General features: G+C 47.2%; 13 protein-coding genes. 5 read left to right on the top strand and 8 right to left on the bottom strand.

Annotated features, from left to right (window positions below):
- A partial coding sequence (locus Q0C19_RS07150; protein ID WP_295054466.1) for an NAD(P)H-dependent oxidoreductase occupies window positions 1-292 on the bottom strand: 292 nt, incomplete at its 3' end.
- A gap of 102 nt (window positions 293-394) precedes the next feature.
- Here Q0C19_RS07150 and Q0C19_RS07145 point away from each other — a divergent pair.
- Together Q0C19_RS07145 and Q0C19_RS07140 are read left to right on the top strand one after the other, a co-directional pair.
- On the top strand, window positions 395-748 hold the full coding sequence (locus Q0C19_RS07145) for a helix-turn-helix domain-containing protein (RefSeq protein WP_295054464.1): 354 nt from the start codon (window positions 395-397) through the stop codon (window positions 746-748).
- A 103-nt stretch (window positions 749-851) separates the two neighbouring features.
- Complete coding sequence (locus Q0C19_RS07140; RefSeq protein ID WP_295054462.1) at window positions 852-1919, top strand: alkene reductase; 1068 nt, start codon at window positions 852-854, stop codon at window positions 1917-1919.
- On the opposite strand, the gene Q0C19_RS07135 is transcribed toward Q0C19_RS07140, so the two are convergent.
- A complete protein-coding gene (locus tag Q0C19_RS07135) occupies window positions 1909-2829 on the bottom strand; it encodes a class I SAM-dependent methyltransferase (RefSeq protein ID WP_295054459.1) in 921 nt (306 codons plus the stop codon). The two genes, Q0C19_RS07140 and Q0C19_RS07135, sit on opposite strands and share 11 nt — an antisense overlap.
- A 117-nt stretch (window positions 2830-2946) precedes the next feature.
- Between Q0C19_RS07135 and Q0C19_RS07130 the strand changes: the two genes are divergently transcribed.
- Window positions 2947-4218 carry a coproporphyrinogen III oxidase family protein gene (locus Q0C19_RS07130; protein ID WP_295054456.1) on the top strand — a complete coding sequence of 424 codons (1272 nt, stop codon included), beginning with the start codon at window positions 2947-2949 and terminating at the stop codon, window positions 4216-4218.
- On the opposite strand, the gene Q0C19_RS07125 is transcribed toward Q0C19_RS07130, so the two are convergent.
- The 4 genes from Q0C19_RS07125 to Q0C19_RS07110 all read right to left on the bottom strand — a co-directional run bounded on the left by Q0C19_RS07125 (window position 4207) and on the right by Q0C19_RS07110 (window position 9739).
- The gene (locus Q0C19_RS07125; RefSeq protein ID WP_295054453.1) at window positions 4207-4644 is read right to left on the bottom strand and encodes a hypothetical protein; all 438 of its coding nucleotides are present in this window, start codon (window positions 4642-4644) and stop codon (window positions 4207-4209) included. The genes Q0C19_RS07130 and Q0C19_RS07125 overlap by 12 nt on opposite strands.
- A gap of 93 nt (window positions 4645-4737) precedes the next feature.
- On the bottom strand, window positions 4738-7767 hold the full coding sequence (locus tag Q0C19_RS07120) for an efflux RND transporter permease subunit (RefSeq protein ID WP_295054451.1): 3030 nt from the start codon (window positions 7765-7767) through the stop codon (window positions 4738-4740).
- An 8-nt stretch (window positions 7768-7775) separates the two neighbouring features.
- Window positions 7776-8510 carry an efflux RND transporter periplasmic adaptor subunit gene (locus tag Q0C19_RS07115; protein WP_295054448.1) on the bottom strand — a complete coding sequence of 245 codons (735 nt, stop codon included), beginning with the start codon at window positions 8508-8510 and terminating at the stop codon, window positions 7776-7778.
- Window positions 8507-9739, bottom strand: coding sequence for a TolC family protein (locus tag Q0C19_RS07110; RefSeq protein WP_295054446.1), 1233 nt, complete (start codon window positions 9737-9739; stop codon window positions 8507-8509). The genes Q0C19_RS07115 and Q0C19_RS07110 overlap by 4 nt, the downstream gene beginning before the upstream one ends.
- Before the next feature lie 102 nt (window positions 9740-9841).
- On the opposite strand from Q0C19_RS07110, the gene Q0C19_RS07105 reads away from it, so the two are divergent.
- On the top strand, window positions 9842-10450 hold the full coding sequence (locus tag Q0C19_RS07105) for a TetR/AcrR family transcriptional regulator (RefSeq protein ID WP_295054443.1): 609 nt from the start codon (window positions 9842-9844) through the stop codon (window positions 10448-10450).
- Here Q0C19_RS07105 and Q0C19_RS07100 read toward each other — a convergent pair.
- The gene (locus Q0C19_RS07100) at window positions 10447-11109 is read right to left on the bottom strand and encodes a TIGR01621 family pseudouridine synthase (protein WP_295054441.1); all 663 of its coding nucleotides are present in this window, start codon (window positions 11107-11109) and stop codon (window positions 10447-10449) included. The two genes, Q0C19_RS07105 and Q0C19_RS07100, sit on opposite strands and share 4 nt — an antisense overlap.
- A 178-nt stretch (window positions 11110-11287) precedes the next feature.
- Between Q0C19_RS07100 and Q0C19_RS07095 the strand changes: the two genes are divergently transcribed.
- Window positions 11288-12100, top strand: a complete 813-nt coding sequence (locus tag Q0C19_RS07095; RefSeq protein WP_295054440.1) for a J domain-containing protein — start codon at window positions 11288-11290, stop codon at window positions 12098-12100.
- A 60-nt stretch (window positions 12101-12160) separates the two neighbouring features.
- Here the strand turns inward: Q0C19_RS07095 and Q0C19_RS07090 are convergent, their stop codons facing one another.
- Window positions 12161-12871 carry a 16S rRNA pseudouridine(516) synthase gene (locus Q0C19_RS07090; protein WP_295054468.1) on the bottom strand — a complete coding sequence of 237 codons (711 nt, stop codon included), beginning with the start codon at window positions 12869-12871 and terminating at the stop codon, window positions 12161-12163.
- Between the last annotated feature and the right edge of the window lie 20 nt (window positions 12872-12891).

Genomic DNA, 12891 nt, shown 5'->3' with positions numbered 1-12891 from the left:
TCGCATAGGTGACCGTATTGACTCCGCCCGAGAAAATATCGTCGATGTATTTTTTCCCCAGCCACGGCAATCCCATCCAATAGACGGGGGATTGGACGAAAAAGAGATCGGCCCATTTGAATTTTTCCAACTCTTCGGCGACATCATACCCTTCGTCGATGGTTGTCTCCTGTACCTCATATCCATGATTCAGAAAAAATGATTTTGCCTCTTTGAGAAGATCTTTGGTCAAATTTCCGTTGGCGATCCCCTCATATTTTTGATGCAGGTTCAATAGTAATACACGTTTCATAATATTTCCTTCAAGGTTGTATCAGGTGAGATTTTATACAATACAGTATATTTAGTCAAGAACGCACTAAAAAGTACTGTACATACCAAAAGGTAACTATATATGATCAATTTCCCTTTTAATTGCCCCTTTGAACTGACCCTCGAACTGATCGGCGGAAAATGGAAAGGGCTTATATTATGGCATCTGCACGATAAAAAAGTGTTGCGTAACGGAGAGATGCTCCGTCTTATTCCCCGTATCACCCAAAAGATGCTGACGCAGCAGTTGCGGGAGATGGAAGAGAACGGATTGATCCGCCGTGTTATTTACGAACAAGTACCCCCTAAAGTTGAATACAGTCTTACTCCGCACGGAGAGGCAATACGTCCTATTTTAGAGATGATGATCGATTGGGGTGTTGAGTATGCACGGGACAAAAATATCGTCATCGCGTGTACACAAGAAAAGGATTAAAATCTCTCTTTGGATTTCAAATAAAAATTACTCAATATTATTCATTATTATGTAAATCGTATTGTGGGACAATGACCTAACTATCTTCTTAGAGGAGTATGATATGGACTTGTTCTCTCCTATTAAAATCGGAAACTTCCCTTTACGAAACCGGATATTTATGGCACCGATGACACGGTGCCGCAGTATTGCGGATAATGTTCCCAATCAGAATATGGCGGAATATTATGCCCAAAGAGCCTCTGCCGGCCTCATCATTACCGAAGCGACTCAAATTTCGCCACGGGGTGTCGGTTATCCTTATACCCCCGGTATTCATACCCCTGCGCAGGTTGAGGGGTGGAAAAATGTGACTCAGGCGGTACATGAGAGGGGGGGACGGATCTTCTTACAGCTTTGGCATGTCGGTAGAATTTCTCACCCTGCATTTCATCAGGGGGCATTCCCTTTCGCCCCTTCCGCCATCAAACCTGCCGGCAGTATCTATACGCCCGAGGGGATGAAAGAGTTTGTAACGCCGCATGCCCTTAGCATAGGAGAGATAAAAACCGTCGTTGAGCAGTATGTTCAGGGAGCCAAGAATGCCATTGAAGCAGGATTTGACGGGGTTGAGATTCACGGAGCCAACGGTTATCTGATCGATCAGTTTTTGCGGGATGGAACCAATGTTCGAGATGATGTTTACGGTGGTTCGGTTGAGAATCGGGCACGGTTTTTATTTGAGATTATCGAAGGGATTATTTCTGCCATCGGTTCGGATAAAACAGGAGTAAGACTCTCCCCCAGCGGTACGTTTAATGACATGAAAGATTCCGATCCCGAGCGCCATTTTTCCTATATCTGTGAGAAACTAAACGGTTATAATTTGGCGTATCTCCATATCATCGATGCGTTGGAAGGGGATATACGACACGGGGCAAATGTCGTTGAACTGAGTATTTTGAGGAAAGCTTATAACGGTATTTTGATCGCGAACGGCGGTTATACACAGGAGAGAGGAAATACAGCGATAGAAAGCGGATTGGCGGATGCGGTGGCATTTGGAGCGCTCTTTTTGGCGAATCCGGATCTGCCTGAGCGGTTTGCGCAAAAGGGACCGTTCAATGAGCCCGATCCCGATACCTTTTATACGCAGGGTGAAGAAGGGTATCTGGATTATCCTACGTTGTAAGCTCTTTTTTGAAAACCAGATTTTTAAGACTTCGTTCCTCCTCGGATTCGGGGAATGTTTCCACATTCTCTAATCTTTCGATATACCGAAATTCGGGGGCATTTTCTCTAAAAAGGTTTTTGATGAATTCACTGTCGAGTTCAGGTGCATTAAGCGCTGAGAGGACGGTACACTCCTCTGCAGCGAACTCATGGAGCCGTCGGATGATTTTCTCGTAATCGTTTGTGGCGGCAAAGGAGCCTTTTTGGAAACTGGGGGGATCAATAATGATGAGATCATACGGCCCGCTTTTGCGGATACGGCTCCACGATTTGAGGATGTTGTAGGGCATAAACTCCACATTTTTCGTCTCAATGGCGTTCAGACGGTGATTTTCTCTCCCCATCGTGAGGACGTTTTTGTTCATATCGACATTGACAACGGCGTTTGCTCCCGCATCGGTAGCGACAACGGAGAACGAGCAGGTGTAGGAGAAGAGGTTGAGGACATTTTTACCGCTTGAATGGTTACGGACGAATGAGCGACCGATTTTCATGTCGGGGAAGAATCCGATATTCTGGGCACTGAGGAAGTTGACATGATATTTGAGACCGTTTTCAATGGCGTACGTCTCGTGTGGCAATTCACCCTCTATTACAATCGATGGGGAGGATGGGAGGTAGCGCTGCTGGAGTACAAACGTTTTCCATTTGCCCTCGCGAGTATAGAAATCGCGTAGCATGGCGATAAGTGCATTTTCCTCCTCGTCCGGATCAAACAATACTACAAACAGCACTTTGTCTACGCTGTCAACGGTAAGAAACCGATATCCTTTATACGCATTGCCGCGTCCGTGAAACAATCGGGTATATTCCTCGGTTACGGCAGGAGAAGCGGCACTTAAGTGGAGCTGTAAATCGGTTAAGGTCATATCAGTGTCTTTGGTCAAAGTGGTGTAATTATAGCAGGAGTTCGGTTGAGGTTTTTTTGAGTCAACTAAGCACTTTGCCCATGTTATAATATGACCCATTAGAGGGGTATAGCATCCATGATTGATTACCGTGACATCTCAGATATCCGCTGGGGCCTTGCTGAAAAGATTGCTTCGGCAACAATGCGATGGGCTGTGAAAAAGTATCTTCATCTCAAACCCACCCAAAAATCATTACCGGCTGCACCCGATGAAACGTCGCGATTGCTGTATGTTCATATCCCTTTTTGTCTCACTTTATGCCCGTATTGCTCCTTCCATAAGTTCCGATTTGACGAACCGAGTGCCAAGCGGTACTTTGAACTGTTACATCAAGAGATGCAGATGGTTCATGCGCTTGGATATCGGTTCGACTCGATCTATTTTGGAGGTGGAACGACGACAATCCTCCCGCGTGAGCTGGGAGAGACGATTGATTTGGCAAAATTGCTGTTTGATATCCGTGAGGTGTCGTGCGAGAGCGATCCTCGGCATGTGACTGATTTGGAAAATGCAAATCTAAAAGGTAAAATCGATCGTCTTTCCATCGGGATACAAAGTTTTAATGACGATACCCTCAAACAGATCGGGCGGTATAAAAAATTCGGTTCCGCAGAAGAGCAGTATGCCATTGTAGAATGCAATCTTTCTTCTTTCCCGATTGTCAATATCGATATGATTTACAACTATCCCAATCAAAGCATCGAAGAGCTGCATCATGAGATTGATACGATTCTCAAACTTCGACCGCCCCAAGTGACTTTTTATCCGCTGATGTACGCACCCGGGATTCGGGAGAGTTTGAGTCAGCGATGGGGAACCCTCAGTGATACCCATGAAGCGAACTTCTACCGTATCATCATGGAGCGGATGAGTGGTATATACATACAGAGATCGAGCTGGGCATGGTCATTGGCATGTGAGGGGATTATCGATGAGTACGTGATTGAGCGGAGCGAATACGTCGGGATCGGGAGCGGTGCATTTAGTTTTATTGGCGATACCCTTTATGCGAATACCTTTTCGCTCCCTGAGTATGCCGAAACATTATCCAAAAATCGCTTGCCCATCACCCATGCGATTACTTTTCCGACACGTCCGATTGCGCAATATCGGATGATGGTCGAGTTATTCGGTCTATCTCACTCTGCAGAGCATTTATGGATCGAGAGTTTCTTCCTAAAACTTTTTGGCAGAGTGCAAGGGGAAAACGTAAGTGCCCAAGGGTCGTATCTCTTTTCTGTGATGATGCGGGAGTTTTATAACGGGATGGATTATGTACGTGAGACGATGCGTCGGAATTTGAAAAAAGAGGACGGGTATATTGCGGAAAGAGAGTTAGATTTTTAGATCGAGCAGACTACCGCGTCTCTCTGTATCCGGTGCGAGTGAAGAGGGATTTAGTTTCAAATAGTTTTGGAGCGCTTTAAGGGCATTTTGATCCTGTTGGGAATCGGGCGGGTATACCTTTGTCAGATCCTCTGAGAGGGATACTCCTGAGAGGGTATCTCCGTTACTGTCGTGATAAATACCGGCCGCACGCATAAATCCGACGGTCACGATCCCTTTGGCGGCTTGGTAGTTTTGTTCATTCAGCAGAGTGTTATAGAGTTTCCGTTCAGAGGGGTTTAGCTCTTGGGAAATCATACTGAAATTATCTTTGAGTTGGTCAAGTTCCCCTGATTGTGATATCTCTTTATAGGTAGGAGGAGGGGAATAGGAGGAGGTACCAAAAGGGTTTGAAAACGGATAGGAACCGTGTGTTTGTACCTGCAATTGTACTCCTTATAACTATTATTACAGGAGTACTAGCAAAAAATAGTCCAAAGATTTCTGGAGGGGCATTGCCTCAAAAGAGGCAAAAAAAGGTTATTTTTTAATCGTATAGAATTTGCGGAGTTTCGCATCAAGCGGCGCAAGTACTTTGTACAACGCAGGGACGACGAGTAGGCTGGTCAGCGTCGAGAGGAGCAGTCCGCAGATAACGGCAACCCCCATCGGCCCTTTTACTCCCGAACCTTCCCCGACCGAGAGGGCGAGAGGGAGCATCCCGAAACACATTGCGGTCGTCGTCATCAGAATCGGGCGCAAACGGGAGATTCCTGCTTCGACGATCGCCTCATCGAGCGGTTTCCCAGCATTTTGGAGGCGGTTGGCGGCATCGACGACGAGGGTGGAGTTTTTCCCCACCAGTCCCAGTAGGAGCATCAGCCCCATCATACTAAAGAGCGACATATTCATCCCTGCTGCCCACAGACCGATAAATGCCCCTGTAAAGCTTAACGGCAATGCACTCATGATGATGAGCGGCTGGAGAGGTGATTCGTATAGGGCGGCGAGGATCAGATAGATCATAACGAGTGCCGCACCGATCGCCATGCCGAACGCTTCGTTGCTCTCTTGCATATGTTTGGCATCGCCGTCGAGCTCGAAAGCTACCCCTTTATCCAACCACTCACCTTGGCGATCATAGACAATTTTGACCAGTTTATCGAGCGGAAGGGCTTTAGTTATGTCGGCTCCGACAATCACCTTTTTAAGTCGGTCGAACCGTTTGATCGTCGTCGGTGCTTGGCTCGTAGTGATTGAAACCACCGATGAGAGGGGAACTGTTCCGCCCGATGAGGTGCGGACATTGAGGGAGTTGAGTGTGTCGATGCTTTGGCGTTTGGTATCGTTCAGACGCATCACGACATCGTACTCTTTCCCCCGTTCGCGGACAAAGGTTATCGTACCGTCTCCCGAATAGCCGCTGGCGATTACACGGGCGATCTCATCGACATTCACCCCGAGGCGGGTGGCGTTTTGAGTGAGGACGGTGATGCTCAGCTGCGGTGCTTTAGGCTGGATATTGCTTTGCACATCCGTTGTCCCCGGAATACCTTTAAGGAGCTTCATCAGTTTTAGGGCAGAGGCTTCAGCCTCTTCGGCACTTTGGGCTTTTAGGATAACTTGATAGGGGGTATTGATCTCGTAGCCGGCAATGTCATTGACTTCGGTGACGCTGGTCATCGTGAACCCTTTTAAACGCTCCAGTATGGATCGGGTCTCTTTCATCACATCGCTTTGACTCCGGTCGCGCTGATCAAGGGGTTTGAGCCGGACATAGAGCGCCGATTCATTTGCTTTTTGATCCGTTCCCCGTCCGACATAGAGGGTACAATACTCGACTTCGGCCATTTTTCCGATGAGTCTCTGTGCATTGAGCGAGAGCTGTTTCATCGCATGGATACTTGTTCCCGCAGGGGTTTTGAGGGTAATGTCAAACTGGCTTTTATCCTCTTTGGGCATAAACACCATCCCCAGTGTCCCCGAGAGGATGATCGAGACGATGAAAACACCTAATGCACTGAGCAGGGTCGTTTTTTTGTAATGGAGTACGGCATGGATGAGGGTGCGATAACGCTCTTCCATCCGGATAAAGAAATGCTCTGTTTTATGGTAAAAACGGCTGTGCTCCCCTTTGGCGATTTGGGAAGCGATCATCGGGATCAGGGTGATCGCAATAATGAATGAGACACCGATGGCGGCGATAATCGTCACTCCGAAACTGGTGAAGAAACGCCCGACGATTCCGCTCATCTTGGCGACGGGGACGAAAACGGCGAGGAGCATCGCGGAGATGGCTACGATGGAGAAGAGGATCTCACTTACCCCTTCGATGGCGGCATTGAGGCGATCCCGTCCCGCTTCGAGCCGTTTAAAGATATTTTCGATGACAACGATAGCATCGTCGATAATGATCCCGATGGCGAGGGTGAGTGCGGTGAGGGTAAGGAGGTTGAATGTTTGTCCGCTCCAGCCCATGATTGCAAAGACTCCGAAAATTGATACCGGAAGTGAGACGGCGGCAATCAGGGTAAGGGTGAGATTTCGTAAAAATAAAAAGATGACGAGAGAGGCGAGAATCGAACCCAATATAAGGTCGAATTGAACCCCGTGAAGCGTATCACGGATATACCCCGTAGCATCCTGCAAGGGTGTTAGGGTCATAGCAGGCTCCAGTGCAGCCAAGGCTGGCAATTGCACTCTCACGGCATCGGCAATGGCGATTTCATTGGCTCCTGTGATCTTTTTAACCATGAGCAGAACCCCGGTCTTTCCATCCAATGAGGCAAAACTGCGCTCTTCGGCTAAGGTATCGCTTACCGAAGCCACATCTCTTAAGCTCAATCCATCACGTATTCGAAGCGTACTGAGGGCTTCTACAGTTTTGCTGTCGTTATCGATGAGGATTTGGTATTCATGTGCACTATCAACCGTTTTCCCTCCGTCCATTCGGATATTTTGGGCACGGATACTATTGATCAGGTCACTCATGGTAAGGGAATATTTGGCGAGCAATACCGGATCGGGGGTGATTCGGATCTGTTTTTTACGCAGCCCTGCAACGCTTACACTCCCCACCCCCTCTATCCGCTGCAGCCGCGGTTTTAGAATCTCATCGGCGTGTTTCATCACCTTTTGTGTGTCACCGCCCGCTAAAAACAGGGTAATGACAGGTGCGGAGTCAAGGGAGTGTTTATCGACGGAGGGTTTATCCACTTCGTTCGGGAGCTGAATGCTGGAGACTTTGTCGCGGACATCGTTCACCGCTTCATCAAGGTCTTTTGAGAGTTTGAACTGAGCGACAACGACACTGACCCCTTTAGAGCTGTCTGAACTGAGGGTTTCAAGCCCTGAAATGCCGCTCACCGCCTCTTCGATCTTATCGCTCACTTTACTCTCAACGATGTCGGCATTTGCCCCTTTATAGGTTGTGGTGACGATAACGATCGGGAAATCGACGTTTGGATAAAGCCCGGAGGGCATCCCTGCGCGTTCAACCAGCCCGAAAAAGATCAGAGCGAGGGCGAACATAATGGTCGTGATGGGGCGGGTAATAGCAATTTTGTGCATAATAAATCCTATTTAGCGACGATCATTCCGTCACCGAATGTTCCGGGACGGAGACCTGCAGCATCGGCTTCGGCAGTCATTTGACGGTTTTTAGCGTTGATGGAGGGGTAGATTCGGGTGATTTTTGAACATTTTCCTGTCGATTTTCCGTCGATGGAGCTGCAGAAACGGTCTCCTACCTTGACCCCGGCGGCAAATTTTGAATCGTATTGGATCAGGAGTTTTGTCTGGTCACTGATGAGTTTAAACAGAGGTGTTCCCCCCATCGAAGATACCATATCCCCTATCTCGATGTTTTTTTCGGAAATGCTTCCCGCAAACGGAGCGACGAGGCGCATTTTGGAGATTTTTTGCTCAGCATAGGCAACCGACAATCGGGCGCGTTCACGCTGGGCAAGTTTCGTCCCCAGCTCAGATTTGAGCTTGTCGAGGGTATTTTTATCAAACACCTGTGCACTCTTCTCGTAACGGGCGTATTGATCGCTTAAAAACGTACACTCTTTGCTCAGCGCTTCCAAATCGGCTTTTGCCATCTGAAGCGAGAGATGCTCTTCGGCACTGTCGAGTTCGAGGAGGAGAGAGCCTTTCTTCACATGATCGGCGTTTTGGACGGCGACTCTTTTGACAATGCCCGATGCATTCATTCCCAAAGAGGCTTCACGGTATGCCTGAGATTCAAACGTGGCGTAAACGTCGCCCCATAGAGTTAGCGCACTGAGTGCGGATATAAGTATGATTTTCATTTTTTCTCCTCGAGTAGGGTCATAAGATCGGTTCCATAAGCATAAGCGAGATTGGCTTTGGCAATTTGAAGGGAGTGGCGCGCACTTTTGGCTTTGGCACGAGATGCGCTGAGATCACTTAATTCGCTGAGATAGGTCGTGGTATTGACCAGTCCCGCTTCGAACCGTTTTTTGATAAAGCCGAAGGCTTCACTCCGTGCTTCCTCCTCGGCTATAGCCGCATGGTAGGCACTCTCAGAAGCCTGAAGGCTCATTTGGGCGATATCGGCTTCGTTTTGCAGACTTTTGGTTTTGTACTCGATCAGTTTTTGCGCTTTCAATGTCGTAAGCCGCGCCTGCTCCCGCTCTTTTGCGATACTCCCCATATCAAAGAGGGTCATGGAGAGTGATGCGATGATCTCGTTTTGATTTTCGGGTTGAATATTGGTCCCCCCCATCGTGTCATAATCATTGTAATCCATTTGCCGATGTTTTCCCTGTACACTCAAGGTAGGCAGATAGGTGTAAAGCCCTTCGGTATGACGGAGAGTTTCGATTTGAGATCGATCGGCCTTTAAATCGCTGCGGTCAACTTCCCTCGTTTGCGGGGAAGAAAGCTCTTTGTACTCGAGGGTATCGATAGATAATCCGCTGAGGAGTTCGAGGTTTTTTCGATTCCGATGCAGAAGGATGGTTTGAGTTTGTTCGTCGTAATCGGCTTGAAGTTTGGACGCGACGAGTGATTTGAGAATATCGGTAGTCGCGAGATCATTGGCGACTAATAGGCTAAAGCGTTTGACTTGCGCGTCAAGTTCGGTTTTTTTATCTTTGATTGCATCCAAAGACGTTTGGGCATTAAAATAGTTATAGTATGCTGTGATGGTTTCGAGTAAAACATCCTGCTCTTTTTGTGCAAGGGAGTGCTCCGCCGAGTCAATCGAAGAGTGGAGCGCATCAAGCGTCGATTCCCGTCGCAAGCCGTCAAACAGGTTGATTTGGGTACCGATTTCCAACCCTTGTACCGTTTTAGGTTCAAAGGCGGTTGCTTTATCTTTTTTTTGATAGAGGGCTGTGGCGCTGAGAGTAGGATAATAGGCAGTTTTTGCCTGTTCAAGCTGCTCTTTTGTCCTTTGAGCTTCGAGCCGAGCCGATTCGACGCGTAAATTGCTTTTTGCGTGCGGCAAGAGTGACGTGAGATCCGACGCGATCAGCGGCCACAGAGTGATGGAGAGGAGAACAATAGGTCTCATGAACATCCTTGAGAGATATAATGTTGACAATGCTAACATTATATGTAGACAATGTCAACATGATGTGTGCTATTTTCGCAAAGAGCATGTTACAATACCGTTATGAAAGAGAAAAAAACTTCCCCCTATCATCACGGAAACCTCAAAGAAGCGTTGTTAAAGACGGCGTTGGAGATGATTGACAGGGAGGGTCTGGATGCGATTACCCTGCGTGATCTGACTCAGCGGCTGGGGACGTCTCGAACAGCAGTATATCGTCATTTTGCGAGCAAAGAGGTATTGATACTCGGGGTGATCGAGAAAGGGTATGAACAGCTTGATTTGCTGTTTACCCCAATATTTCAAGATCGTACCCGAAGTGTAGCGGAGCGGTTTGAAACGATGGGGAGAGCGTATCTCGATTTTGCGGTAGAACATCCGAATCTCTATCGGTTATTGTTCGGTGAAAAATTTCGTCGGGAACGCGAAGAGATATGCGACTATAAAAATGAGACTCAGGCGAACGGATTGTATGCCCTCATCGGACTTCTCCTTGAAGCCCAGGAAGAGGGAATTGTTGCACGGGAAAACCCGATGGTGCAAGCGGCGACCGTATGGGCTTCGATTCACGGCTTGGCATCATTATTGATCGACGGGCATCTTTTGATGAGTGATAATATCGAAGCGATTTATGAGTACAGCCAAGGGATGCTGTTAAAAGGTCTTCGTTAAAACAGCTCCCACGGCTGCTTCCATGTTTCTAGTTGCGTACGACACTCTGCACTGACAAACCGTTCCCCTTTATCGGGCGGTGAGACAAATGTAAATTCTTCACCGTTTAGCGTAAAACGTAATGCATAGGCATGCAGATACCCCCGTTCTTCTTTGCGCGCTTCGTCGGCTTGAGCGTAGCGCTCATCTCCGGCGATAGGGGAACCGAGACTTTTTAACGCGACACGGATCTGATGGGTTTTCCCCGTATGGGGTTTGATAAGGAAAAAGCGCTCATGCGTTCGCAGGGCACAGCTGAGGAACTGGGTGATAGCGGGATTGGTCATTGTGGTGAGGAGTTTGTAATCTCCTCGTCGCGCACTGCTCATATCCCCTTTGATCCACCCCATTTTTTTCTTCGGTTTGCGCATACTGATGGCTAGATAATATTTGTCGATTTTGCGCTCTTCGAACATTTTCCCAAACTGTGCGGCCGTTTCGGAGGTTTTGGCTAGGATTACCAGCCCTGAGGTCATTTTATCAAGGCGGTGGACGGGGAATAGGGGGATGCCGAGCTGTTCGCTCACTTGAACGACGAATCCCGCTTTCTCTTCAGAGTGAAAATTGACTCCGGCACTTTTGATCGCGACGATAAAATTATCATTTTCAAAAATCAGCATACACTTTTCCATGTGACAGTTTATCCAATCTACCCTTTTGCTGTTCGTATCAGTACTTTTTTTATTTCTAAATAACTAGGGAATGTTTTTTGCTTAAATTTAGAAAATTAATAACTTTTTTATCTATCAAACACATCAAGCGGAGTATCTAAAGATGCGGATATTTGCCAATAGAAACATGATTCTGATCCATGCTAGACGTGACACTATACAAGAGAAAGTGATTGTAGATTTTGTAAATCGTCACTTCAAATACAAAGTTCACGGCGAATCAAGTCTCTTTATCCATCACTGCAACGAAGAATTAAACAGCAAAAAAAGGTTCTTTAATTGGCTCTATTGGAGCTATCAACAGATGCACGGCAAAGACCCTCACAATCTAAGAGAAGAAATCGAATCAAAACCGCAGCGCCCCATAAAGATCAATTGGATTGAAAAAGCGAATATCATTACGAATATTCCGATTGCAATCGAAGTTATTAACAAGATTTATTTAAAATTTACCTTTAAACAAGACAATACCACAATGTATTTGCATAACTTTTTACGCGGCTATTTCAGAACCCATATCATTAGCCTTGCCGAGGATCGAGATCACTATCTCATCAAGGTTGATAATGAGGTGGTGAAGGAAAAACTTCTTACACTTCTAAAGCGTACCCGCATCATGCAGTATTACGTCAGTTTTACCTATAATCAACAGCAAATATCACAACTTCTAGCCGCTAACAATCCCTTTATCCCTCAAAAAGAGAGTGAACGCTCAAAAATCGATAAAGCCTATAAACTGCTTAATGTATCACCTCAAGAGGATCTTCTCGTAATCAAAAAAAGATTTAAAAAGCTTCTTTACAAATACCATCCCGATAGAGTTTATAACCAAGGTCAAGAGATTATCGACAAATACACCATCACCTTTCAATCGATTCAGAGTGCATTCGAAACTATCCAAGTTGATAAAAATGCGCAGACAACGCTGAGAGCTTCTTAAGGGATTAAATCCTATACAAAAGCACTGTTTCGATGAAATGATGGGGATTGTGCTGGTCGATTAGAGGGAGTCATTATCAATGAGGCGGTATTCTCCGACCTCTAAATCTCCCAGCGTCAATTCTCCGAAACTGAATCGACGCAAAGCGGTGACATGGTTCCCGACCGCCGCAAACATCCGCCGAACCTGATGGTATCGTCCCTCGGTGATCTCCAATGTCACATGCGTCTTATCGATGATCGTGAGTTTGGCGGGGAGGCACGGGGTTTTCTCGCCGCGCAGCATCAGCGTCCCCGAAGCGAAAATTTCCGCTTCATTTCCGCTCAACGGTCGATCGATCGTTGCTTCATAAACTTTGGGTACTTTATGTTTGGGAGAGGTGAGGCGGTGCAACAGCGCGCCGTCGTCGGTGAGGAGGAGCAGTCCGCTCGTCTCTTTGTCGAGTCGCCCGACGGTGGAGATTTTCGGATCGCGCAGTCTCCATCGCGCTGGGAGGAGGTCGTAGACGAGTCTCCCTTCACCATCATCGTGAGAGCAGACAAGTCCGAGCGGTTTATTCATTACAATTACGATCCCCGTAGGCGGATCAAGCGGTTCACCTTCATAAAGAATTTCCTCATGAGAGACTTTGGTATCGCTTTTTAAGGGGAGATTGTCGGTGTGGGTAATGACACCATCACGTAATAGCGCGGCAACCTCTTTGCGCACGCAATAGCCCAGTGAGCCGAGGAGTTTGTCGAGGCGGACTTTAGAGGGTTTCGAGTTTTTCATCGGTCTCTTTGGTGATCCGC

The organism is Sulfuricurvum sp., assembly GCF_023250475.1.
Classification (GTDB): Bacteria; Campylobacterota; Campylobacteria; order Campylobacterales; family Sulfurimonadaceae; genus Sulfuricurvum.
The sequence above is the reverse complement of the archived record's forward strand: the minus strand, read 5'-3'. Positions and strand labels throughout refer to the sequence as shown.

What these genes read in the sequence shown, in the direction of transcription:
- Q0C19_RS07100 (WP_295054441.1), bottom strand. Translation starts at nt 11,109, where the DNA reads ATGCTGATTTTTGAAAATGATAATTTTATCGTCGCGATCAAAAGTGCC.
- Q0C19_RS07115 (WP_295054448.1), bottom strand. Translation starts at nt 8,510, where the DNA reads ATGAAAATCATACTTATATCCGCACTCAGTGCGCTAACTCTATGGGGC.
- Q0C19_RS07135 (WP_295054459.1), bottom strand. Translation starts at nt 2,829, where the DNA reads ATGACCTTAACCGATTTACAGCTCCACTTAAGTGCCGCTTCTCCTGCC.
- Q0C19_RS07110 (WP_295054446.1), bottom strand. Translation starts at nt 9,739, where the DNA reads ATGAGACCTATTGTTCTCCTCTCCATCACTCTGTGGCCGCTGATCGCG.
- Q0C19_RS07090 (WP_295054468.1), bottom strand. Translation starts at nt 12,871, where the DNA reads ATGAAAAACTCGAAACCCTCTAAAGTCCGCCTCGACAAACTCCTCGGC.
- Q0C19_RS07145 (WP_295054464.1), top strand. Translation starts at nt 395, where the DNA reads ATGATCAATTTCCCTTTTAATTGCCCCTTTGAACTGACCCTCGAACTG.
- Q0C19_RS07095 (WP_295054440.1), top strand. Translation starts at nt 11,288, where the DNA reads ATGATTCTGATCCATGCTAGACGTGACACTATACAAGAGAAAGTGATT.
- Q0C19_RS07140 (WP_295054462.1), top strand. Translation starts at nt 852, where the DNA reads ATGGACTTGTTCTCTCCTATTAAAATCGGAAACTTCCCTTTACGAAAC.
- Q0C19_RS07105 (WP_295054443.1), top strand. Translation starts at nt 9,842, where the DNA reads ATGAAAGAGAAAAAAACTTCCCCCTATCATCACGGAAACCTCAAAGAA.
- Q0C19_RS07120 (WP_295054451.1), bottom strand. Translation starts at nt 7,767, where the DNA reads ATGCACAAAATTGCTATTACCCGCCCCATCACGACCATTATGTTCGCC.
- Q0C19_RS07130 (WP_295054456.1), top strand. Translation starts at nt 2,947, where the DNA reads ATGATTGATTACCGTGACATCTCAGATATCCGCTGGGGCCTTGCTGAA.